24 protein-coding genes are annotated in these 22,189 nt (G+C 38.3%); 13 read left to right on the top strand and 11 right to left on the bottom strand.

What is annotated here, in order from left to right:
- The first annotated feature begins 296 nt into the window (after positions 1–296).
- Positions 297–1,037, top strand: coding sequence for a 2-phosphosulfolactate phosphatase family protein (locus K2F26_RS09380; protein ID WP_194054133.1), 741 nt, complete (start codon positions 297–299; stop codon positions 1,035–1,037).
- Positions 1,038–1,155: 118 nt separating this feature from the next.
- On the opposite strand, the gene K2F26_RS09375 is transcribed toward K2F26_RS09380, so the two are convergent.
- Together K2F26_RS09375 and K2F26_RS09370 are read right to left on the bottom strand one after the other, a co-directional pair.
- A complete protein-coding gene (locus K2F26_RS09375; protein WP_220611241.1) occupies positions 1,156–2,940 on the bottom strand; it encodes a M61 family metallopeptidase in 1,785 nt (594 codons plus the stop codon).
- A 484-nt stretch (positions 2,941–3,424) separates the two neighbouring features.
- Positions 3,425–4,108, bottom strand: coding sequence for a Crp/Fnr family transcriptional regulator (locus K2F26_RS09370; RefSeq protein ID WP_220611839.1), 684 nt, complete (start codon positions 4,106–4,108; stop codon positions 3,425–3,427).
- Positions 4,109–4,471: 363 nt separating this feature from the next.
- On the opposite strand from K2F26_RS09370, the gene grpE reads away from it, so the two are divergent.
- A complete protein-coding gene (grpE, locus tag K2F26_RS09365) occupies positions 4,472–5,152 on the top strand; it encodes a nucleotide exchange factor GrpE (protein WP_220611240.1) in 681 nt (226 codons plus the stop codon).
- Between the two features lie 318 nt (positions 5,153–5,470).
- The gene (locus K2F26_RS09360; RefSeq protein ID WP_220611239.1) at positions 5,471–5,806 is read left to right on the top strand and encodes an STAS domain-containing protein; all 336 of its coding nucleotides are present in this window, start codon (positions 5,471–5,473) and stop codon (positions 5,804–5,806) included.
- On the opposite strand, the gene K2F26_RS09355 is transcribed toward K2F26_RS09360, so the two are convergent.
- The 4 genes from K2F26_RS09355 to K2F26_RS09340 form a co-directional block, all read right to left on the bottom strand.
- Entirely contained in the window at positions 5,803–6,939 is a 1,137-nt protein-coding gene (locus tag K2F26_RS09355) for a PP2C family protein-serine/threonine phosphatase (RefSeq protein WP_220611238.1), read from the bottom strand. The two genes, K2F26_RS09360 and K2F26_RS09355, sit on opposite strands and share 4 nt — an antisense overlap.
- Before the next feature lie 250 nt (positions 6,940–7,189).
- Positions 7,190–7,957: a DUF1350 family protein gene (locus tag K2F26_RS09350; RefSeq protein ID WP_220611237.1), complete on the bottom strand. Its 768-nt coding sequence runs from the start codon at positions 7,955–7,957 to the stop codon at positions 7,190–7,192.
- 463 nt (positions 7,958–8,420) lie between these two features.
- A complete protein-coding gene (locus K2F26_RS09345) occupies positions 8,421–9,140 on the bottom strand; it encodes a hypothetical protein (RefSeq protein ID WP_220611838.1) in 720 nt (239 codons plus the stop codon).
- A gap of 314 nt (positions 9,141–9,454) precedes the next feature.
- Positions 9,455–9,856, bottom strand: coding sequence for a hypothetical protein (locus K2F26_RS09340; RefSeq protein WP_220611236.1), 402 nt, complete (start codon positions 9,854–9,856; stop codon positions 9,455–9,457).
- A 184-nt stretch (positions 9,857–10,040) separates the two neighbouring features.
- Between K2F26_RS09340 and K2F26_RS09335 the strand changes: the two genes are divergently transcribed.
- From K2F26_RS09335 to K2F26_RS09315, 5 genes are all read left to right on the top strand, one after another.
- Positions 10,041–10,304, top strand: coding sequence for a hypothetical protein (locus tag K2F26_RS09335; RefSeq protein ID WP_309225736.1), 264 nt, complete (start codon positions 10,041–10,043; stop codon positions 10,302–10,304).
- Between the two features lie 114 nt (positions 10,305–10,418).
- Positions 10,419–10,766 carry a YtxH domain-containing protein gene (locus tag K2F26_RS09330; RefSeq protein WP_220611235.1) on the top strand — a complete coding sequence of 116 codons (348 nt, stop codon included), beginning with the start codon at positions 10,419–10,421 and terminating at the stop codon, positions 10,764–10,766.
- Between the two features lie 20 nt (positions 10,767–10,786).
- Positions 10,787–11,260, top strand: a complete 474-nt coding sequence (locus K2F26_RS09325) for a hypothetical protein (protein WP_220611234.1) — start codon at positions 10,787–10,789, stop codon at positions 11,258–11,260.
- A 264-nt stretch (positions 11,261–11,524) separates the two neighbouring features.
- Positions 11,525–12,334, top strand: a complete 810-nt coding sequence (locus tag K2F26_RS09320; RefSeq protein WP_220611233.1) for a TPM domain-containing protein — start codon at positions 11,525–11,527, stop codon at positions 12,332–12,334.
- A gap of 155 nt (positions 12,335–12,489) precedes the next feature.
- The gene (locus K2F26_RS09315; protein ID WP_220611837.1) at positions 12,490–13,119 is read left to right on the top strand and encodes a precorrin-8X methylmutase; all 630 of its coding nucleotides are present in this window, start codon (positions 12,490–12,492) and stop codon (positions 13,117–13,119) included.
- A gap of 172 nt (positions 13,120–13,291) precedes the next feature.
- Here K2F26_RS09315 and K2F26_RS09310 read toward each other — a convergent pair whose 3' ends face one another.
- The 4 genes from K2F26_RS09310 to hisF form a co-directional block, all read right to left on the bottom strand.
- Positions 13,292–13,996, bottom strand: a complete 705-nt coding sequence (locus K2F26_RS09310; protein ID WP_194054114.1) for a DUF8619 family protein — start codon at positions 13,994–13,996, stop codon at positions 13,292–13,294.
- A 221-nt stretch (positions 13,997–14,217) separates the two neighbouring features.
- Complete coding sequence (gene dapB, locus K2F26_RS09305) at positions 14,218–15,054, bottom strand: 4-hydroxy-tetrahydrodipicolinate reductase (RefSeq protein ID WP_220611232.1); 837 nt, start codon at positions 15,052–15,054, stop codon at positions 14,218–14,220.
- A gap of 169 nt (positions 15,055–15,223) precedes the next feature.
- Positions 15,224–15,415, bottom strand: a complete 192-nt coding sequence (locus K2F26_RS09300) for a hypothetical protein (protein ID WP_220611231.1) — start codon at positions 15,413–15,415, stop codon at positions 15,224–15,226.
- A gap of 99 nt (positions 15,416–15,514) precedes the next feature.
- Complete coding sequence (gene hisF / locus K2F26_RS09295; protein ID WP_220611230.1) at positions 15,515–16,288, bottom strand: imidazole glycerol phosphate synthase subunit HisF; 774 nt, start codon at positions 16,286–16,288, stop codon at positions 15,515–15,517.
- 254 nt (positions 16,289–16,542) lie between these two features.
- Between hisF and ruvB the strand changes: the two genes are divergently transcribed.
- The 4 genes from ruvB (at position 16,543) to K2F26_RS09275 (ending at position 20,147) form a co-directional block, all read left to right on the top strand.
- Complete coding sequence (gene ruvB, locus K2F26_RS09290; RefSeq protein WP_194054106.1) at positions 16,543–17,661, top strand: Holliday junction branch migration DNA helicase RuvB; 1,119 nt, start codon at positions 16,543–16,545, stop codon at positions 17,659–17,661.
- A 193-nt stretch (positions 17,662–17,854) separates the two neighbouring features.
- On the top strand, positions 17,855–18,508 hold the full coding sequence (locus K2F26_RS09285) for a MotA/TolQ/ExbB proton channel family protein (RefSeq protein WP_220611229.1): 654 nt from the start codon (positions 17,855–17,857) through the stop codon (positions 18,506–18,508).
- Positions 18,492–18,890 (top strand): ExbD/TolR family protein, encoded by a 399-nt coding sequence (locus tag K2F26_RS09280; RefSeq protein WP_220611228.1) that lies wholly within the window; start codon positions 18,492–18,494, stop codon positions 18,888–18,890. Before K2F26_RS09285 ends, K2F26_RS09280 begins: the two co-directional genes overlap by 17 nt.
- 456 nt (positions 18,891–19,346) lie before the next feature.
- Positions 19,347–20,147, top strand: a complete 801-nt coding sequence (locus K2F26_RS09275) for a tetratricopeptide repeat protein (RefSeq protein ID WP_220611227.1) — start codon at positions 19,347–19,349, stop codon at positions 20,145–20,147.
- 53 nt (positions 20,148–20,200) lie between these two features.
- On the opposite strand, the gene K2F26_RS09270 is transcribed toward K2F26_RS09275, so the two are convergent.
- Positions 20,201–20,701 (bottom strand): dihydrofolate reductase, encoded by a 501-nt coding sequence (locus K2F26_RS09270; protein WP_220611226.1) that lies wholly within the window; start codon positions 20,699–20,701, stop codon positions 20,201–20,203.
- A 190-nt stretch (positions 20,702–20,891) separates the two neighbouring features.
- On the opposite strand from K2F26_RS09270, the gene K2F26_RS09265 reads away from it, so the two are divergent.
- Positions 20,892–22,163, top strand: coding sequence for a glycosyltransferase (locus K2F26_RS09265; RefSeq protein ID WP_220611225.1), 1,272 nt, complete (start codon positions 20,892–20,894; stop codon positions 22,161–22,163).
- Positions 22,164–22,189 lie beyond the last annotated feature (26 nt).

Here is a 22,189-nt window from a genome sequence, read left to right as displayed (position 1 = left end):
ATCTGAGGATTATATATCAAGTTGGCATTTTTCTGAGCTAACTTATGTCCATTTTTGTCAACATAAGTATATTTTTGTCTATAAAATGGTCAACTTAGGACAAGCTCTAGTTTTTTCTATCTTTGACATTAGAAGATGTAATACCCAGCCTTCAAGCTGAAAACCTTGATAAATGGGCTTGATAGACCTTCCTAGTAGTTATGTATTAATAAAGATCGAAATTTGAAAATAGCCAGTGAGTGACATGAAGTGGGTAGAATATAACCGCAGTAGTATAGAGCAGGTATATCTAGCCCGTGAAGATATTTGTATATCATACTCCAGAATTAACCCCAACTGAGGAAACGCCAGAATGCGCGATCGCTGTTGATGTCTTGCGAGCCACTAGCACAATGGCGACAGTGTTAGCGGCTGGAGGCGAGGCAGTACAAGTTTTTAGTGATTTAGATCAACTCATGGCAGTGAGTGAACAATGGCCTGCCGAAAAACGATTACGGGCTGGAGAAAGAGGCGGCGCAAAAGTGGCTGGCTTTGAGTTGGGTAACTCTCCCCTAGATTGCACCGCAGAATTAGTACAAGGGCGACGCTTGTTTATCAGTACCACTAATGGTACTCGTGCCTTACAACGCATTCAACAAGCTCCTATTGTTCTGGCAGCAGCTTTAATTAATCGGTCTGCGGTGGTGAAATTTCTCCTGGAAAAACAACCAGAAACCATTTGGATCGTTGGTTCAGGTTGGGAAGGTAGTTTTTCTTTAGAGGATACTGTTTGTGCAGGTGCGATCGCTCATAGTATTTGGCAACAAACCGATTCTTCCCTGGAGGAAATAGCTGGGAATGATGAAGTTACCAGTGCGATCGCTCTTTATTCACAATGGCAAAATGACTTACTGGGATTATTCCATCAAGCTAGTCACGGTAAGCGATTATTACGCCTGGAATGTTTAGAAGATTTAAAATATTGCTCCCAAACCGATATTTTAGATGTTTTACCAATGCAACACGAAGCAGGTGTTTTAAAAAGTCAGAATAAATAAGGAGTCAGGAGTTATGTATTTTGGATTTTGGATTTTGGATTTTGGATTGTTTTTGTAGTCTCCAATCTAAAATCTAAAATCTAAAATCTAAAATCTAAAATTTATCTCCCTATCTCCCTTACTTAATAGTTGATAATGGCACACCCAACCAACCTAAAAAGTTCTCTTGCTGAGTAGTATCAGGATTGTCCACTGGACGTAATTGATATTTATGAGGATGTTGTGGTGCTAAGGTGATGGAATAGTTACGCAGTTCGTCTTGGTGGAAAACAGTGATGTTGATAGTATCGTTGGGTTGGTAATCTTTTAACCGTTCACTTAACTGATTTGTTCCTACCTTAATACCATCAATTGCTAATAATTCATCACCTGCATTAATTCCTGCTGTGTATGCAGGAGAACCCATCTCCACAAATTTAATTATCTCTCGACAATGTTCAGTTTTGATTCTCACACCTAAATATGGTTCTGTCTCTAATTCTTCTACCAATTTTAAACCAAAAGGTTCTAAATATTGATTGAATGGTAACTCATCCAATCCATGAATATAGCGATCAAAGAAATCCGTTAAATCTGTGCCGGCGACAGTTTCAATTACCTCCTTTAATTGTTCTGGAGTATAACCGATTTCTTCTTTACCAAATTGCTGCCACATTTTCCGCATCACATCATCAAAAGACAATTGATTATGATGAAGAGAGCGAATTAACAAATCCAGCAATAGTGATACCATTTCCCCTTTTAAATAATAGGAAATTTGCGAATTACCACTATTAGCATCTTGCCGATATAGCTTAATCCAAGCATCAAAACTAGATTCAGCAAGTGGTTGTACTTTCCTTCCTGGCGTTTTCAGATATTTGGTAATTTCTTCATTGACATGATGAAAGTATGATTTAATATCATAAATTCCTGCCCGGAAAGGAATTACTAAATCATAGTAACTTGTAGTACCTTCACAAAACCAAAGAGAGGGGGTATAGTTTTCTTGATCGTAATCAAATACTTCTAATCCTTTGGGGCGAATGCGCTTCACATTCCACAGGTGAAAAAATTCGTGGGCTACTAATTGGATAAACCGTTCATATTTATCTTGAATATGAAATCCAAAGCGATGATAAATTAATGAGCAAGAGTTTTTATGCTCTAAACCTCCATAAGCTTGGTTAAACAAATGCAGTATAAACACATATTTTTGATATGGCAAATCCCCCAATATTTTTGCTTCCAATTCAACGACTTTATGGAAATCTTTTAGCAGTTTTTGCGGTTTGTAGTTTCCTTTTCCCCAAATTGCTAACTCATGAGGTTTTCCTAATACATGAAAGTGAAACAAATCATGATTACCAATTTCAAATGGAGTATCAACAAGAGTATCAAAATCTGCTGCTAGGAAGGTATTGGCTTCTTCTGTAACTGCTGGTAAACCTGTGGTTACTTGCCATTGGGGTTTTGCTGGTACAATGGTTATATGAATTGGTTGCTGTTCCCAACCGGGGATTCTCAAAAACAGCGCCGCACCGTTAAAATAAGCATGACTAGCATCTAAATGATTTGTGCGTACTGATAGTTCATTTGCAAAAACGCTATAACGCAGGATGACTTCAGCCGCATCACCTTTTTCTATCTGCCAGTGATTTTTACTGATTTTTCGCCAGGATAAGGGTTCTGAGCCGGCAAAGGCAGCAAAATATTGTAAATTCTTAGCGTATTCTCGCACTAAGTATGAACCTGGTGTCCATACTGGCATTTTCAAATCAAGAATTGGCAATGGGTAGTTTACAAGGTGTAATGTCACCTCAAACAGATGATTTTCTGGTTGGGGCATTGCTACCCAATAGTGAATTAATACATTAGTATGGGTTAATTGATTGTTACCAAGAATTTCTTTTGAATTATTCATTTGCTACCCTGACAAAGTTTGTAACTGCTTAAATACAAAAAAAAAAGCCCTGATTAATCTACTTTTAAGCTTGATTTAACCATCTTAAAGTAGCAAATCCTGTTAAGAAAACTGTCTTGCAAATAGATTATAAATGATCTAATTCTTTTCTTAGGACAGTTCAGGAACTGTCACTAACTATTCTTTACAATTTATCTGATCTATATACTAATATAACTAGGACTTGCTAAATAAACATGAAAAGATTACAGGTAAAGGGTCTTAGCCTGCTGGAAGTTAAAAAAGTGCAAGCTTTTACGGGGTGGAAACTTAAAAACCTTGCACTTAATTCCTACTTAAAGAAAAAATCGTTCCTATCCAACTCTTGAAACTGTCACCGTGGCGTAGCACCGTGGCGTAGCACCTGTCACTGGTCCTTCACAGATAACTTTTTCAGCAAACCCTATCTATATTTTTTTTACACTTACCATTAATTCAGTAATAATTAAAACTTATTAGCTAAAATCTCTAGCTGTTTGAGGTTAATAAAATAAATGGAGTTTTTAGCAGCGTCAATTTTGATCCATCCTTTTTCATGGAGTTTTTCCAGAATTTTGGTAGTTTCTTCAATGGTGATTTCTGTCACTTCCGCCAAATCTTTTAAGGGAATGTAAAAAATTTCCTTACCTTGGGCTGAATTCTGACCATAGTTATCACATAAACTGACTAAAGTATGAGCCAGTTTGACTGCTGGTGGTGAAGTTCTCATTTGTAAACGCATATTAATTTGACGAACTCGGCGCACCATCAGTTGCAGCATTCGGTGATGTAACTGTGGATCTTTAAACAGGATTTGGATAAAGCGTTCTTGAGAGACAGACAACAATTTAACAGGTGAAAGGGCAATCACATCGGTTGAGCGTGGAGATTCATCTAAAACCGCCATTTCTCCAAAGAAGTCACCCCGCCCTAAAATTGCTATTGCTACAGAATCATCGCCATTGGTGCGTCGGACTTTCACCCAACCAGAAACCAATAGATAGACTGCATTACCCCAAGCATCTTCCATCAAAACTGCTCGGCCAGCGGGGTATTCGTGTTCAACGGCAATGTTGAGTAACCATTCCAAAGTTTGGGGATTGGCTGTACTCAACAAGGGGAAAAGATCGCTAAAAGCCTCGATTTGCATGAAATATTCACAAGGAATTAATTCAATAGTGGAAAACTTTGTTTTTGATATTTTCACCACTGTCAAAGTGCGGTGATTACTAAAGCTAAGGATTTAGGTTATTGTTGATAATCGTTTTTAATATACCTAAAAATCTGTAATGGTAGGCTTTTTCTATAGGAATGACTGCAACTACACTTACAGTCTACTATATATTCTTTCGTAAAGTCATCCTGGTATGACGGGATGTGAGAGCCAATTTTTTAATAAATCCAAGAATGCGGGTGCATGAAAAAACACCTTGGATGTTGAGAAGTTTACTGGTGGAATCAAGATTAAGGAAATGGAGTATAATATGAAACTAAAACCTATATCCTATGCCTTATGCCGGATCAAGATTTCACCTCAAAGTTGCGAAATTTAATGCAGCGTGTAGGTATCTCTAGTTTTAAATCTTTGAGTGACGCTGCTGGTGTTTCCGAGTGGCAAATCTTGTGTTTAAGAAGGGGAAGGTTGGAGCAAATGCGGGTAGAGGTTCTGCTGAAGCTATCAACAATCCTACAGATATCACTCGGTGAAATAGTAGCAGCGTTTTCAACTGCAAGTTCTGATTTCCAAGTTGTAGGTTTTGCAGTCACAACTCACAAGTTAAGTACGGATAAACAATTGTTACAAGAAAATTCTGATCTCAAAAGAGAGTATGAACGAATCGTGCTGATGCTAGAACAACAACGAGAGGTGTTACAGCAGGAGTTTCAGCAGTCGAGTTTACAAATTTTGGAATCTTTATTGTTGTTTTGGCCTACAGCAGCACAGAAAGCTAAGGATAATCCCCAGCTAGAAGCGGTTAAAATACTACCTGTGGTGCAAAAGCCTCTGGAAAAATTATTGCAAGCTTGGGGTGTGGAAGCGATCGCCTCTGTGGGAGCCGAAATACCTTATGATCCCCAATGGCATGAATTATTGCAGGGAACAGCCCAACTAGGCGAAAAAGTCAAAGTGTGTTATGTTGGATACCGTCAAGGTGATAAGCTGCTTTATCGAGCTAAGGTAAATCCTGTGTAATGATTGATTCTTTTACTCAAAAGTAATTGAGTCAGTGTCATTCATTAATCAAATGGCAAAATATGTTATGTTAACTATTGATTTTTCGGGAATAAATTTCTAGCTAAAATCCAATGTCTATCAGTTCAAATTTGAACATTTTATATTAATTTTTAAGTAGAAAATTATATTTTTTTTATGAAGAATTTGATATTTAATAAGCTATTTAAAGTAGGTAAATATTTCTGGTGTTCTGATGATTATTTGAGGAAAATTGACTATATTGGTATATACTAGCTACAAGAGAACACCATTGATATCAATCAGAGTAACCTAATTATGAGTCAGCAGGTGAAAGTTCTTACACTTAAAAAAAATTTAAATGCTGAAACTGCATCAGAATTTCAGCAAGATATTGCCCAAATTCTAGCAAGTGGTGTAAAGGGTGTAAAGATTGTTTTAGTTGATTGTCAAAATATTACATTTCTGGATAGTTCTGGTTTAGGCTCTCTAGTATTAGCATTTAAAACCCTACGAGATGCTGGCATTAAAATGGTTCTCTGTTCGGTAAATGATCAAGTGAGGATGATATTTGAATTAACCAGTATCAATAAAGTCTTGGAAATTTTTCCTAGCCAAGATGCTTTTAATCAGATATTACTAGCTACAAGTTAATCAAATTTAATTTGCAGAATAGATAAATCATCATCAAAGGATTCTTTGGAGTTTAAATTGATTAAATATTTCAGTATATAATCAAGTTGGTAATCAACAGAATGTTGTAAGCTAACTAGCAACTGAACAAATCCATCCAGACTCCAAAGATTACCATCTGATTTAGTAATTTCATAAGCGCCATCGCTAAAAATGTAAAGACTACTGCATTTTTCAATTTGGTAAGTTTCATCCACATATTTTGCTTCAGGAAACATCCCAACTGGCATTCCTGGTGTTTTTAGGAGTTTTATTTCTGTGGTACTGGGAGATTTTCCAGATACTAATACTGCGGGTGGATGTCCAGCACTTGCATAAATTAGCTGACGATTTATGCGGTTGTATACACCATACCAAATAGTAAAATATTTATCATTTTGATAATTGATTTGGAAAGTATCATTTAAAGCTTTTAACACCTGACTAGGCTGATAATAATTAAGTTCTTTGAGCGCCCGTGAGCGCAGTAGATTAAGTACAGAAACAGAGGGAAGAGTTGCTCTGAGTCCATGTCCAGCAGTATCTAATAAATAAATTGCCAAATGATCGGCATCTAACCAATAATAATCAAAGCAATCTCCTCCTAGTTGTCGTGAGGGAATGAATCGAGAACTAATAGTCAGAGGTGTAGACATGGGTAAGGGTAAAAGGGATTTGACATATTCTGCTGCTTCTGCTAGTTCTGTTTCTAATAATAGCTTTTGAGTTTGTAAATCCCGATTTAACTGATGTAGACGTAATCCTGCTCTGACTCTGGCTTGCAGTTCATTTTGTTCGATAGGTTTGGAAATAAAATCATCAGCACCAGCATCTAGTCCTTTGACGCGATCTGCAACTGAATCTAAAGATGTTAATAAAATAAAAAATGTGGAGGATAATTTAGGGTCTTTCTTGATGCGATCGCAGACTTCCAAACCAGATAAACCTGGCATGATCCAATCACAAATAATCATCGCTGGAGGACAAGCCAGAGCCTGTAAAATTCCTTCCTCGCCATTACTAGAGGTGATGACTTGATAACCTTGTTTTTCCAACATCCTTTTGAGCAGGATGTGTATGGAATAATCATCATCAATTACTAAAATTTGAAACATAATAAATCGTTTATACAATCAATATTATACCCAGGAATACAAATTAAAATACAAGATGAAAGTTATGAACAAATGGTTAGTAGTATGATGTCTCAAAACTACTAACTTTGGTTTTAAAAAATCATTTTTAATGATCCATTTACTTACTAAGATTTTGATATCATCACATACAGCATATTTCAGTTAATAGCAGTACAGAATTGAAATCAAAGTAAGTATTAATCAGTGTGTATTCCTGACTCCTGGGGTATTATGAAGATGCAAGAGGATTAAGCCATAAAAGCATGACTTTTTTAAGCTGGTGTAAATCACGATATACCTCTTGCTTAAACCATTGTCCTAAAGCATCAAGAGGAGTAAAAGAATTTCCAGCTTGCCAATTAATATCTTGACCTAATGGTGTGGTATGATTACCAGGTAAGGTTTGTACTGTCACCATTTCTGGAAAACGTTTTTGTAATATTTTTGTTAAAATTGCTGATTGATCAAGATTATCATTGCTAAATTTGATTAAAAAATTACGACGAATTTGATAACGTTCTTCTACAAGTTGGTTAGTTTCTAAGGGTGTGGGAGTAAACTCAATCGCCAAAGTAGAATTTAATTGTTCTACGAGGGGAATGGCATCTTTAGCAGTATAATTGTTAAAGGAGATAAGAATATTACCCGCCCGTTCTACGGGAAACACGCTACCAATCAGTAAATGCAATTTGCAACCCATACTGTGTCCAATACCATAAATTGGTAGGTACAGCTTGCGTAATTCACCGGAATAGTGTAGGCGTTCTAGAGTGCGTTCAAAGTTCAGCAATACAGATTCAGCGATCGCCTGATGATCTAAGGTGTTGACAAAAGGTGTAGCAATAACCACATAACCTTTAGCCGCCAACTGTTCTAATAACCAGCGGTAAGTTAGGTGGGGTGCGGTAGCGACAAATGCACCCCCCAAAAAATGGATGATCCCGATGGGATGACGGGGAATAATTACCCAGTTGCCTCTAATTTCTTTCCAGTCCATATCAATGTGCAATACCTACGCTAAATCCACGCTACCGCGTGCCTTATATTATTTAATGTTACTCCTTTCCTGCCAGAGAAGATTAACAAAATTTTTGCAAGGGAGTAATCTGCTGGAAATTTCAATAATGGACAATTAACAATTCAAAATTGACAATGACCTCTCCCTTAAAGGGAGAGGATTGAAAAAGCGGATTTTTTTGGGTTTTTTCCCCTTGAAAGGGGAGGTTTTAAACCGTATGGCTAACGCCACGCTACGCTATCGGCTGACGCTCACGGCGGAAGCCTTGAATGAAACAATTATCAATTGTCAATTGTCAATTATCAATTGATAAATAAGTACCCAGGCAAAATTAATTTAACATATTGATTGAAAACAAAAATCTCTGTATTCCTGATCTGTTCCCTCTTCTAACTATAAAATTTATTTTGCCCAACTACTTATTTTTTGATTTGGAAGTTTTTTAACCATGTTCCTGTAACCTTCGCATTTCATATTGCACATCTAAAGCAATCTGCAATGCTTCATTTAATAATCGTCCATGTTCCGTTGCTTGTTCAGTCACTTGGATAGCAGTTAAAGCAGCTAAATTACTAGCAAATAAATCAGCATTACTCAGGATGAAATTCTTATTTTCTCGCAAAATTCTTTCTGTCTTCAAAGCACGTACTAAATCTAATTTAGTTAAGTTCAAAGCTTGAATAACTCGTTCTCTGTGCGTGATACCTACCTCTGGATTACCTGCTTCTTCTATTTGATCATTAATATATATAGCTTTAATCACTGCATTATATCTTTCCACATCATTGAGTAAATTTTGTAAAGAATTAGTCATATTTTTTTTCAGTAATTTGCTTTTACTCCTCCAAAGAAAATATAAGATAGTTTGGATTAAACCCCCACTCCAGACACTAACTAAAATTAGTAATATCCAAGAGGGAATAGTAATCCAACTGGCAAATATTTTAATAATAACATCAAATACCAGATATGAAAAAACAAAAGTTGAACAACCGATAAAAATTACCGTAGCTCCTTCAGAACCTTTGATTTTTGCGATTAATCTTTTTCGCAAATGATTGAGATAATTAGTAATGATAAACAACTCATTATGAACAGGTAAATTAGTCAATTGTTCCAACTCTTGATGACTAATTTCCAAACCTCTTAAATCATCACGCACAGTTTCCCAAACCTCACAAAAATAGTAGTTCACTCTAATATAGCAATGAAATTTCCGAAATGGTAAGTGACATGATATGGCAGGAAACAGGATAAGCATTCAGCCGTCAGCTATCAGCTATCAGCAAAACTCACAAAAAATACAAAGGGAGCATCCCAAATGTGTAAGTTTATTTTTTGTGCGAGGTAAAGACGTGAAATGAACGAACCACGAAGGAAAGAAGGAAGAAGAGAGTTTTTGGTGTTGCTGCGGTTATTTTTTCAAAATTGGGATGCTCCCAAAAATACAAATAGCGGCCTGTGAATTTTGCCGAATCATGATTTCTGAATAAGAGTGAATAAATAAAAACCAGATAAAATAAAAATAAATATAATAGTAGCAGCATAAACTATGACATCTTTGAGAATAAATAATATCCAATCTTTCCTCAGTTCTTGTTTAAATTTCAGTTCCCTTAACTTGCGTTCAAGTTCCACATCTTCTTTAGTAGATAAATTCATCAAACTACTGGTATCTACATCATTAAGTATTTGTGCTGAAAAGCTTGTTTCTGTTGGAGTCGCAAAAGTTTCCAAAAAATTGTCTAATTGCTGATTTACCTCAGTTGTCACAATTGGTAAACTATGCTGATTGAGCTTCCTGAGTTCTTTTTTGAGCAGCTTTTTCACAATTTTAACTATTAATGCTTCTAAAGCTTCTAAATTTTTATCTGCCATCTGATTTCAAATCAAATATGTTCTAGTATCACCTTTAAAGTGTAGTTTAACTGAATGTCAAACAACTGAAGTTAGGGCTACAGTGAGAGCAAAAAGGTAAAAGTAATAGTATTTGAGCGTGCCAAAGGTAAAAATAGTGATTATGGTTATTATAGTTGTCCTGATTAATATCATGATCTCAATAATGCTGCTTTACATAGCTGGGCTGGTATGGCAACTTAAACACAAGTTGAGAATCATAGCAGACAGGTTAAACAGCTATGAACACGCTCTCCATACCGTATTATATACAGCACCAGAAAATATTTATACAGGACAACAGCAAATTTATGAATTACGGCAAAAACACCAAAACCTGAAATTGCAAATTCAACAGGTGCAACAAATTCTTAACCTCGTATTACTAGGGAAAAACATTTGGCAGAAGTATAAAAAGTATAAATTATAAACTTCACCGTGAGTTTCGACAGCTTCAACTACCGCTTGCTCCATGACTCCCTATTGCCAGAACATCAAACCAGCATAAAATGAGTGTAATGAATATAAAAGATTAACCATAAAAATGTCTAATAATCGTTCGGGAATATTTATAGGCGGTATGATGCTAGGAGCTACCATTGGTGCTGTAGCCGGCTTACTCGCTGCACCCCGCCCAGGGAGAGAAACGCGGAAACTTTTGAAAAAATCAGCAGATGCCTTACCAGAGTTAGCAGAAGATATATCAACCAGCGTACAGATTCAAGCTGATCGACTTTCTGCCACCGCATTGCAAAACTGGGATGATACCCTAGAGAGACTGCGGGAAGCGATCGCAGCCGGAGTAGAAGCCACCCAACGCGAAAGCCAAGCCCTAAACAGGCCAAACCCTGCTGAACCTAAAAACACTGATTCTCTCAACCAGAATCTATAACGCTCACAAATAGCATAACCGTGATTGACCCTCTCTTTTGGCTGGGACTGTCTATACTCTTAGTCGCTGCTAGTCTCACCGCTGTTTTAGTAGCGGCCATACCCGCTGTGCAGGAATTAGCACGCGCCGCCCGTAGTGCCGAAAAATTTTTTGATACCCTCTCAAGAGAGTTACCCCCCACCCTCAAAGCCATTCGTAATACCAGTTTAGAAATCACAGACTTAACCGATGATGTGAGTGAAGGTGTCAAAAGTGCCGGTCAAGTCGTTAAACAAGTAGATCAAAGTTTGAATAGTGCCAAAAAACAAGCTCAAAATATTCAAGTCAGCACACGCAGCCTAGTAGTTGGTGTTAAAGCAGCCTGGAAAACCTTCACACGCCAACAACCTGCCAGACGCAACCCCGAACGCTTATCCATGAATAACAAACCAGATTTAACCTTGCCAGATCGAGAATTGCTAAGTTCGGAAAATAGAAGAATAGTTGATAGGTGACTGATGACTGGTGACTGGGGAGAAAAATTTTAGATTTTAGATTTTAGATTTTAGATTGGAGTTGACAAAAACATTCCAAAATCCAAAATCCAAAATCCAAAATAAAAAAATCCTGCCTCCTGCCTCCTGCCTCCTGCCTCCTGCCTCCTGACAACTGACCTTAAATTAGAGTAAAGTAAACAAGTGTAAAGAAGTATCACTTTTCTCGTAATCTTTAAAAAGCACTTGTTTACCTTTGCCCTTAATATTTGTATAAAAAATTCCATGCAGCGTTGTTTTTGGCGAAAAATCTTAGTATCCATTGCAGTATTTTGCTTTGCTGGGTCAATTTGGGCGATTCATTCACCATCAGCCTTAGCTTATGAAAATCCTGACTTACTACCGGACACATTTACCCCAGTTGTCGATTTAGCAAAGACTCTCCCAGACCCCCAGGAAGAAAAACTTGTCAAAGACTTAGAACAATTTGAAACGGATACTGGCTGGAAATTGCGAGTATTAACCCAGTATGACCGCACCCCAGGCAGGGCAGTGATCAAATATTGGGGTTTGGATGACAAAAGCATTCTTTTAGTTGCAGATGCTCGCGGTGGTAATATTCTCAGTTTTAGTGTGGGTGATGCGGTTTATGAACTTTTACCCCGCACATTTTGGATTGAACTACAAACCCGGTTTGGTAACTTGTACTTTGTCAGGGAAAACGGCGAAGATCAAGCAATTCTACAGGCTTTAGATTCAGTAAAAGGTTGTTTACTCAAAGGTGGTTGTAACGTCGTTCCTGGACTACCAAGAGAACAATGGATACTCACCCTGATTACATCAGCTATTGGTGGTGTGATTTGTGGCTTTGCGGCACAACCCCGCGATGAAAAACAAGTCTTTGCTTGGCAGTGGGCGTTAATTTTCTCACCTTTGTGGGGAATTTTGTTTATTGCCTTCGGTATTGCCCCAGTTATTACCCGTACCAGCGATTGGATTCCTCTAGTTCGTAATATTTCCGCTTTTTTAATAGGTCTGTTAGTCGCCTATCTCTCTCCTGTTTTCAGTCGTCCTTCTTCCAGTGCTGAATCTTGAGTGACTGGTGACTGGTGACTGGTGACTGGTGACTGGTGACTGGGTAATCAATTTTATTTTTACCAATTACCAATTACCAATTACCAATTACCAATTACTAATTCCCTCCCTTGTGATGATAAGCTGAAAGCTGATCTGTGAGAAGCTTAACGGCGATGGAATGGCACGTAACTGATGCTCAAAGCTTGGCAATTATTGATAGTGAAATTGGCGATCATGTCTTTTCACCAGCAGAGTATGAAATAGTCCGGCGAGTAATATACGCCACCTCTGATTTTGAGTACAAGTCTTTGATTCGTTTTTCGGAACACGCTTTACAATCAGGAGCAACCGCACTGGCAGCACGTACTACTATTGTGGTAGATGTGCCAATGGTACAGGTGGGTATTGCCTACGATATTCAAAACACCTTTGCTAATCCTGTGTATTGTAGTATGGAGGCTTTAACCCGTCCCCAAAAAGAAAGAACTCGTTCTGCTTGGGGGATTGAAACTCTGGCCAGACGCTATCCAGAGGGAATTTTTGTAGTTGGTCAAGCTCAAACTGCCCTCACTACATTGGTAGATTTAATTGAAGCGGAAGAAATTCGACCGGCTTTGATTATTGCTACTCCAGCTGGTTTTATTAATGTAACTGCTGATAAAGAACGTTTACAGGATTCTTTAGTACCTTATATTACTATTGACAGTCGTAAGGGTAATGCGGTGGTAGCATCTGCTATTGTTGATGGTTTGGTTGATTTAGCTTGGCAAGCTTATGGTCAAGATAGAAGTGGGGTAAGTTAAATCATTTATCAATTGATAATTGACAATTGACAATTGACAATTGTTTCATTCACGGTTTGATACCTCCCCTTTGAAGGTGAAAAAATCAAAAAATTCTGATCTTTCAATCCTCTCCTTTCAAGGTATAGGTAATGGTCAATTGTTCATTGTTAATTGTCCATTATTGAAATTTTTAATAGTCATCCTCTCCATATCTTTGTGGTTCTGGACGACGACGGCGACGGGGTTTTTCTTGTTGGTTTTCTCGTAGGCGAACACTAACTTCATTAAAAAAATCTTCTCGCACGTAGGGATAGTCACTCACCCATAAATTACGACTGGGAATGTAGATATTACTAAATTCCTCGATTATGCTTAAATCTGGGCTATTTGACATGACTACCATTTCTGCGATTTGACCACGAGCGATCGCTTTGTGTGCAGGACGTAATGGGGCATCAAATTCGATACTAAATCCTGTATCATCGCCCACTTCTAAGTTTATTCTTTTTTCGCGGTTTTCAATAATTACTAACTCACCTTTATTATTGACTGTTTCTTGTTTGCCAATTAATTTTTCTGTAATCCACCAATCTATTACCCGCCCTCGGAAAAAGCCGCTATACTTGTAACGTCGGCATTTTGCATTGCGAATACTGGCTTGAAATACGGGATACCATAACCAAAAAAATGCCCCAAATACTCCAAAGACAAAAATCAAACCAAAATCTAGTTTCAAAAAGATCCTCACCAGGAAAATCACAACTACTGTAACTACAGAAATTAATAGCCGTTGTAAAAAGTTGTTGAATTTTCCCCAGTAGTATTTGTACTGTGAACCACTGGCAATAAGAGGAATAATTTGTTCAAATTTTTGGCGAGTCAGTGGAACAAGCATATTAATTAATTGATAATTGACAATTGACAATTGATAATTGTTTGATTCCAGTTCTAAAACATCCCCTTTTAGATTTTGGATTTTAGATTTTAGATTTTAGATTTTGGCTTTTCACAAAAATAGGACTACACAGGGTGATCAGGATATCAATATATTTCTGGAAATGAGACTAAACAGTAATTTCACTCCTGACTCCTGACTCCTGACTCCTGACTCCTTTTTTACAGAATCTTTTCTAATCCATATACTAATGATTTTAACTGGTTAATTTTGCGAATTGCTAATAAAACTCCAGGCATATAACAGGAGCGATCGCTTGTATCATGGCGGAGGGTGTAAATTTGCCCTGCTGCACCGAAAATTACTTCTTGATGGGCAATGAGTCCAGGTAGGCGTACACTATGAATTCTAATCCCTTCATCAACTAAAGATCCTCTTGCTCCTGGTATTTTTTCTGTTTCCTCTACTTGAGGAGGGTTAAAAGCTTTACCCATTTCTGCTAATAACTGGGCTGTTTGAATGGCTGTACCGCTTGGTGCGTCGGCTTTTTGGTTGTGATGCAGTTCGATAATTTCTACATGATCAAAGTATTGGGATGCGGTAACTGCGGCTTGTTGCAACAGTACCATACCGATGGAAAAGTTAGGAATAATTAAACAACCTGTACTGGCTTTTTCGGCAAAGTCGGCTAAGTCTTTCAGTTGTTCGGGACTTAAACCAGTTGTACCGACTACAGGACGAATACCATAGGCGATCGCACTGCGAACGTTATCATAAACTGCATCTGGATGGGTAAAGTCTACCATCACCCCTGGTTGTAGCTGTCTTTCTCCTGCTACATAGCCTAACATTGGCTCTAATTGATTGGTTATTGGCACTTCTAAGGGTTCGCTTAAACCTGCCAACTCTCCTGCGTCTTTTCCCTGATGTTCCGGTGAGGTATCCAAAGCACCCATTAATATCATATCCGGTGCTTGGGCTACTGCTTTGATTACTTCACGTCCCATTTTGCCAGCAGCACCGTTGACAATGACTGGGATAGTAGATTGATTGGTCATGTTTCTAGAAATACGTTTTTAGTTATTTTACCTATAGAGCAGGGAACAGGGAACAGGAAACAGAAGGCAAAAGGCAGAGGGCAAGAGGCAAAAGTTAATATTCTACCCCTGCTTCCCTGCTTTCTTCACTGTCACCTGTCACCTGTCACCTGACTCCTGCCTCCTGCCACTACGACACTTTCAATAAATAGGTCATACAGTGTCCCATTAAGAAATAAACTACTAACATCGCTGCCGCTGCTACAGCAACCAATGTACCCGCCAACATGAGGGAAAATTCTTTGTTTTCGTAGGCTTTCTCCATCAGGTGCAGTGACCAAGCAACCAGCGCCACATCAAAAAGTAAAATAGGAATCAACATATTTCTTAATATTTCTTAATACTAGTAAACTAATATTAACATTGTTTTCGGTAACTGTGTCTAGCCGGAGAGAGATGGAATTGGTTGCTGGGGCTGGGATCAACAAGGCAAGCGGACTGGAACAGATCGTTCCTGCAAATAATTTTTAATTTGGGCTACGCTTAATTGCCCATAATGTAAAAGAGATGCTAATAAAGCGGCTTCTGCTTGACCTGCTGTTAAAGCGTCATGGATATGTTGACAATTTCCTGCACCACCAGAGGCAATAACGGGAATTTGCACAGATTCGGCGATCGCTCGCGTTAACTCTAAGTCATATCCGGCTTGAGTGCCATCTGCATCCATACTTGTCACCAACAATTCACCAGCCCCCCTTTTTTCCACTTCCTGCGCCCACAGTAAGGCATCTATTCCAGTATTTTCCCTACCACCACGCACGTAAACATCCCAACCAGGGTTATTGGGGGCTACTCTTTTGCGAGCATCAATAGCCACAACTATGCACTGATTACCAAAGCGATCGCTCGCCTCATTGATCAAATTTGGGTTGCGGACGGCCGCAGAATTAATACTAACCTTATCAGCCCCGGCTCGTAACAAACCTTTAACATTTTCTAAGGTTTGAATTCCTCCCCCCACAGTCAGCGGAATAAAGACCTGTTCAGCAGTCCGGTAAACGACATCAATAATCGTATCCCGGTCTTCATGAGTGGCTGTAATATCCAGAAACACTAACTCATCTGCACCGGCTTCGTTATAAACTTTGGCTAGTTCTACTGGATCACCCGCGTCCTTGAGGTCTACAAAGTTAACTCCTTTAACAACTCGTCCCGCCTTGACATCTAAACAAGGTAAAATTCTTTTAGATAACATAGTGATTTCTCTATCTTTGGTAATTGTTCGGAATTTAAATTGTAAAGGTAATTGGGGAATTAGGTGACAGTGAAGAGGTGACAGGTGACAGAAGGCAAAAGGCAAGAGGCAAGAGGCAAAAGTTAATATCTGTCCCTCCTACGCATCCGACGCTGCTTCCCCTGCTTCCCCTGCTTCCCCTGCTTTCCCTGCTTCCCCTGCTTCCCCAGTCCCCAATCCCCAATCCCCAATCCCTAAGTTAAGATAGCTGAATTATGGCCATAATCTCCTCAAAAAAACAGCCTCCAGAACCCAACGGACAGCCACAACAGCGCCGAGAGTCGCCTAAAGCTTCTACCCAAAAAGCGCCTCCCCAGGAAAATATACTGCAACCGGAAGCGACGATTGAAGAAGAAGGTAAACAGGAAGAGAGTATTCGCCCCCAACGTTTTGCAGATTACATCGGGCAGAAAGATTTAAAGGATGTATTAGATATTGCCATTAAAGCAGCTAAATCTAGGGGTGAAGTGATGGATCACCTGTTGCTGTATGGTCCACCCGGTTTGGGTAAAACCACAATGGCGATGATTTTAGCTGCGGAAATGGGGGTAAATTATAAAATTACTAGCGCCCCTGCTTTGGAAAGACCAAGGGATATAGTCGGTATATTGGTAAATCTCAAACCGGGTGATGTGCTGTTTATTGATGAAATCCATCGGCTTTCCCGGATGACGGAAGAAATTTTGTATCCAGCAATGGAAGATTATCGTTTAGATATTACTGTGGGTAAAGGTTCGAGTGCCAGAATCAGAAGTATACCCTTATCTAAATTTACCTTGGTGGGAGCGACAACCCGCGTCGGTGCGTTAACTTCACCGTTGCGCGATCGCTTTGGTTTAATCCAAAAATTGCGATTTTACGAAGTTGACGAACTCAGTAAAATTGTCCTTCGCAGTGCAGAATTATTACAAACTCCTGTTAACGCTGAAGGCGCTACAGAAATCGCTAAACGTTCACGGGGAACACCAAGAATTGCCAATAGATTACTAAAACGAGTCCGTGATTACGCGGAAGTAAAATCATTTACAGAAATTGACCAACCGATTGCCGCAGAAGCATTACAACTATTCCAAGTTGATCCTTGTGGGTTAGATTGGACAGATAGAAAAATGTTAAGTGTGATCATTGAAAACTTTAATGGTGGTCCAGTGGGGATAGAGACTTTAGCCGCAGCGACAGGAGAAGACACCCAAACCATAGAAGAAGTGTATGAACCCTATTTAATGCAAATTGGTTATTTAAGCCGGACTCCTCGCGGTAGAGTAGCCACAAAAGCTGCATATCAACACATGGGCTTTAAACCACCTAATAATGAGCAGTTATCTTTGCTTTGAAATCGGTTAATGATTGACCATATTCTGATTTGGTGGAAAAAAGATCCGCGAAATCCCCCTTACCTCTATAGGCGGAGATTGATAGCGAACTTAGTTGTAAAGTCTAAGTTGCGGCACTCCCCTGGGAGAACATCGATCAGGTATACTGGCTGAACTAGTCAGTAAATTTCACCCCAAGGCTTGAAAATCGGACATGGATATCAAAAATCTGTTTATAGCAGGTGGTGTGGTGATGTGGCCACTACTACTTTCTTCAGTTGTAGCTGTAGGGCTAATTATTGAAAGAGTCAGGTTTTGGATCAAAATTAGCAACCGTCAGCACCGAGTAGTCAGAGAAGTATTGAGTCTGTATCGTCAAAACAATGTGGTTAGTACCATTGATACATTGAGGAAGAATGTAGATTTACCGATTTCCCGGATCTTTTTGACAGCTTTGGAACTAGAAGAAGCAAACCCAGAAGAGTTTCGTTTGGCTTTGGAAAGTGAAGCTCAGGCAGAAATACCTTTACTGAAAAGATTTAACACGGTTTTTGATACTATTATTGCCCTTGCACCCCTGTTAGGATTACTGGGAACTGTACTGGGTTTAATTACTTCTTTTGCATCTTTGAATATCGGCAATGTGGGAGGATCACAAACTACAAACGTGACTGGTGGTATTAGTGAGGCATTGGTTTCTACTGCTACAGGTTTAATTGTGGCAATTTTTACACTTTTGTTTTCTAACACATTCCGGGGACTTTATCAACGGCAAATAGCTTTGATTCAAGAATATGGTGGAGAGTTAGAACTGTTATATCGTCGTCGCTACGAAAGAGGAGAAAAAACCTATGCGCCTACAAGATGATCCAGATATCCCTGCACAGATTAATATTGTGCCAATGATTGATGTGATATTTGCGATTTTGACATTTTTTATCATGTCAACTTTGTATCTTACTCGCTCCGAAGGTTTACCAGTAAATTTACCACAAGCAACAACAGCAAAGAATGATCGCCCTGCTCAGGTGACAGTGACAATCAATAAAACTGGAGAGATTTTTTTGAATAAAGAAGCTGTTAGTTTAGAGCAGTTAGCAAACCAAGTGAGAGCAAAAGCAGAACCATCACAACCTTTGATGGTAATACTTAATGCAGATGAAGCTGTGAATCACGGACAAGTTGTAGCGGTAATGGATAAAGTGCGACAGGTAGAAGGTGTGAAATTAGGTATTGCGACACGCAAATAATCAATTTTAGATTTTGGATTTTAGATTTTGGATTTTGGATTGCTTTAAGCCAAAAAGTGAAAATTTAGTTGATTAAAAACTAAAACAATCTTAAAACACCAGTCTAAAACCTCAAATTTCTGTGGTAAAGGTGAATCAATTAATATTTTCATCAACCCTAACAAATGTTGATTGAGGAATAAATCATCTAGCCACATTATCCACAGAAGAAATATTGAATCGAGTAAAAAGTTATCAAAAGTATGAATCTAAATTAGCAAGAATGTAATATTTGAACAGTCATAAACAAAGAGGTTCAAATATCTACGGAAAAGCACAAATCTCAATAGCGAGATTACACCAATGCGCCCTTTGCGGTTCAAGCATATCAAGCCCTTCCTTAACAGGATTTTTGTGAATTGATATTAGTTGTTATCTGCTATATCATTAATTTTGTTGCACACAACAGAGAGTTAAATGATTAAATTAATCTGCATTTTTCTGAGTTTATTACTGACCTTTGGTTTTTGTACACCAGCGATCGCACAAACCCAAACTATTACCGCAGAAGAGCTACAATTAGGGGATGAGTTAGCAAATAAAGCCTTTGCAGCTACAAATCAAGGTGATTTTGCGACAGCGGAAAAATATTGGACAGAAATTCTGGAAAAATTCCCTACTAATCCTGCAATATGGAGTAATCGCGGTAATTCGCGGGTAAGTCAGAATAAATTACAGGCTGCATTAGAAGATTATAACAAAGCCATTGAATTAGCACCTAATGTCACAGATCCTTATTTAAATCGCGGTGCAGCATTAGAAGGTTTGCGTAGATGGGAAGAAGCGATCGCCGACTATAATCACGTTTTAGAATTAGATCCAAACGATGCAATGGCCTATAATAACCGTGGTAATGCCACAGCAGGTTTAGGGAAATGGGAAGAGGCGATCGCTGACTATCAAAAAGCCACAGAAATAGCTCCCAATTTTGCTTTTGCTCGTGCTAATTATGCCCTAGCTTTGTATGAAACAGGTGAAATAAATACAGCTATCCGAGAAATGCGGAATATAGTCCGTAAATATCCTAAATTTGCAGATATGCGTGCTGCTTTAACCGCTGCTTATTGGGTAGGTGGTAACAAAGGAGAAGCAGAAAGCAACTGGGTAGCAGCTTATGGACTAGATACACGGTATAAAGATATTAATTGGGTAACAAATATTCGCCGTTGGCCTCCTAGTTTAATAGCAGCGTTAGATAAGTTTTTGCACTTACAGTAATCATCATGGCGATAGCTGAAGATGAAAGCGATCGCCCCAAAAATTACCTAAAATTAACATCTTTCAATTTCCACAAATTTAAACCTAAAACCATTTTCCTGTAATTTTTCTTCTTTGGTTAATTTGCCAAAGTGGCTAAATTCAGGAAAATATATATCACCCTCAAAACTACCTTCCACAATTGTCAAATATAGCTTATTAGCAAATTCCATAGCCTGAGTATAAATTTGTTCTCCACCAGCAATAAATATCTCTTCTGTTTCACTCATCTTACTCCATTGAATTGCCTGATACAGAGAATGGAAAACCAAACATCCAGGAGCTTGATAATCAATATTTCTAGTCACAATAATATTAGTACGATTTGGCAATGGGTGATTAAAAGTCGCATAGGTTTTACGACCCATAATTACAGGATGTCGCCAAGTAATTTCTTTAAAATAACGTATATCACTAGGAATATCCCAAGGAATACCCCCGCGAATGTGTTCTTTTTTGGAATCAGCTAAAATACGATCTTCGGAAATAGCAGCTATGAGACTAATAAGAGCCATAATTCATAAATATCCTTATTCTTGAACAGGCAATAATTATTTTTAATATAGTGATGTTTTTGCTCATTAAACATAAGTTTTATAAAGTTTTCAAATTAGTAACAGGATTTTTTATAGAAAATAGCTATATTTTTGACTTGTGGTGCTGTTTTCTGGTATAAAACATTGTAATTTACCAAAAGGCTATAACATGACTCATTACGGCTTAATTTGCCCGGCATCCACTGGTCATTGGAACACCATGTTACCATTAGGCAAAGAATTACAACAACGTGGCCACCGTGTTACCCTGATAGGTGTTCCTGATGCACAACCCAAAGCACAAGCAGCAGGTTTAGAATTTCAAGTCATGGGTGAAACAGAATGTCCCCCAGGTTCAACAGCAGAAGATTTGGCTAAATTAGGTGAATTAAGTGGACAGGAAGCCTTAAAATACACAATCAAACTCTTTACAGAACAAATCAACATCAAACTCAGAGACATCCCCAAAATTGTCAAAGATGCAGGTATAGAAGCACTATTAATAGATCAGACTTTTGCAGAAGGTGGTACTATCGCTGAAATTTGTGGGATGCCTTTTATTACTATTTGTAGTGCAGTAGTTTTAAATCGAGAACCCGGTGTTCCACCATTTATGACAAATTGGAATTATAACCCAGCTTGGTGGGGAATACTTCGTAATAAATTAGGTTATAAATTATTAAATAAAGCAACTCAACCGATTACAGAATTAATAGATAGCTATCGTCAAGAAAACAATTTACCTGCATATTCTCAAGTTAATAATCGTTATTCTCCATTAGCGCAAATTAGTCAACAACCTGCTGAATTAGAATTTCCCAGAAAAGAGTTACCTCAGTGGTTTCATTTTACAGGACCATATCATAATTCTACAGGTCGGGAAGTTGTTGATTTTCCCTTTGATAAATTAACCGGACAACCATTAATTTATGCCTCATTGGGAACTTTGCAAAATCGTTTATTACCAGTTTTTCAAACTATTGCCGAAGCTTGCAAGGATTTAGATGCACAATTAGTTATTTCTTTAGGTGGTTCAGCCGATCCTCAAGTTCTCCAAGGACTACCAGGAAATCCTTTAGTAGTGCGTTATGCACCCCAGTTACAACTATTAGAAAAAGCCAATCTCACCATTACCCATGCAGGACTAAATACTACATTGGAATGTTTAACAAATGGTGTGCCAATGGTAGCAATTCCCATTGCTAATGATCAACCAGGAGTAGCTTCCCGGATAGTTTGGTCAGGATGTGGGGAAGCTATTCCTGTGAAGAAAGTGAATGTGAATAATTTGCGGAAAGCAATTACAAAAGTCCTCACGGAAGAATCATATAAAAAGAATGCTTTGAGGTTGCAAGCTGCAATTCAAAAAGCGGGAGGAGTAAAGCGAGCGGTTGATATTATAGAACAGGCTATTTCTACAGGGAAGCCTGTTTTGAAATAGAAAATTTAATTTATCATAGTGCTTGT

Origin of the sequence: Sphaerospermopsis torques-reginae ITEP-024, assembly GCF_019598945.1 — a bacterium.
Lineage (GTDB): Bacteria > Cyanobacteriota > Cyanobacteriia > Cyanobacteriales > Nostocaceae > Sphaerospermopsis.
Note: the sequence above shows the minus strand (reverse complement) of the source record. Positions and strands in the feature narration are given on the sequence as shown.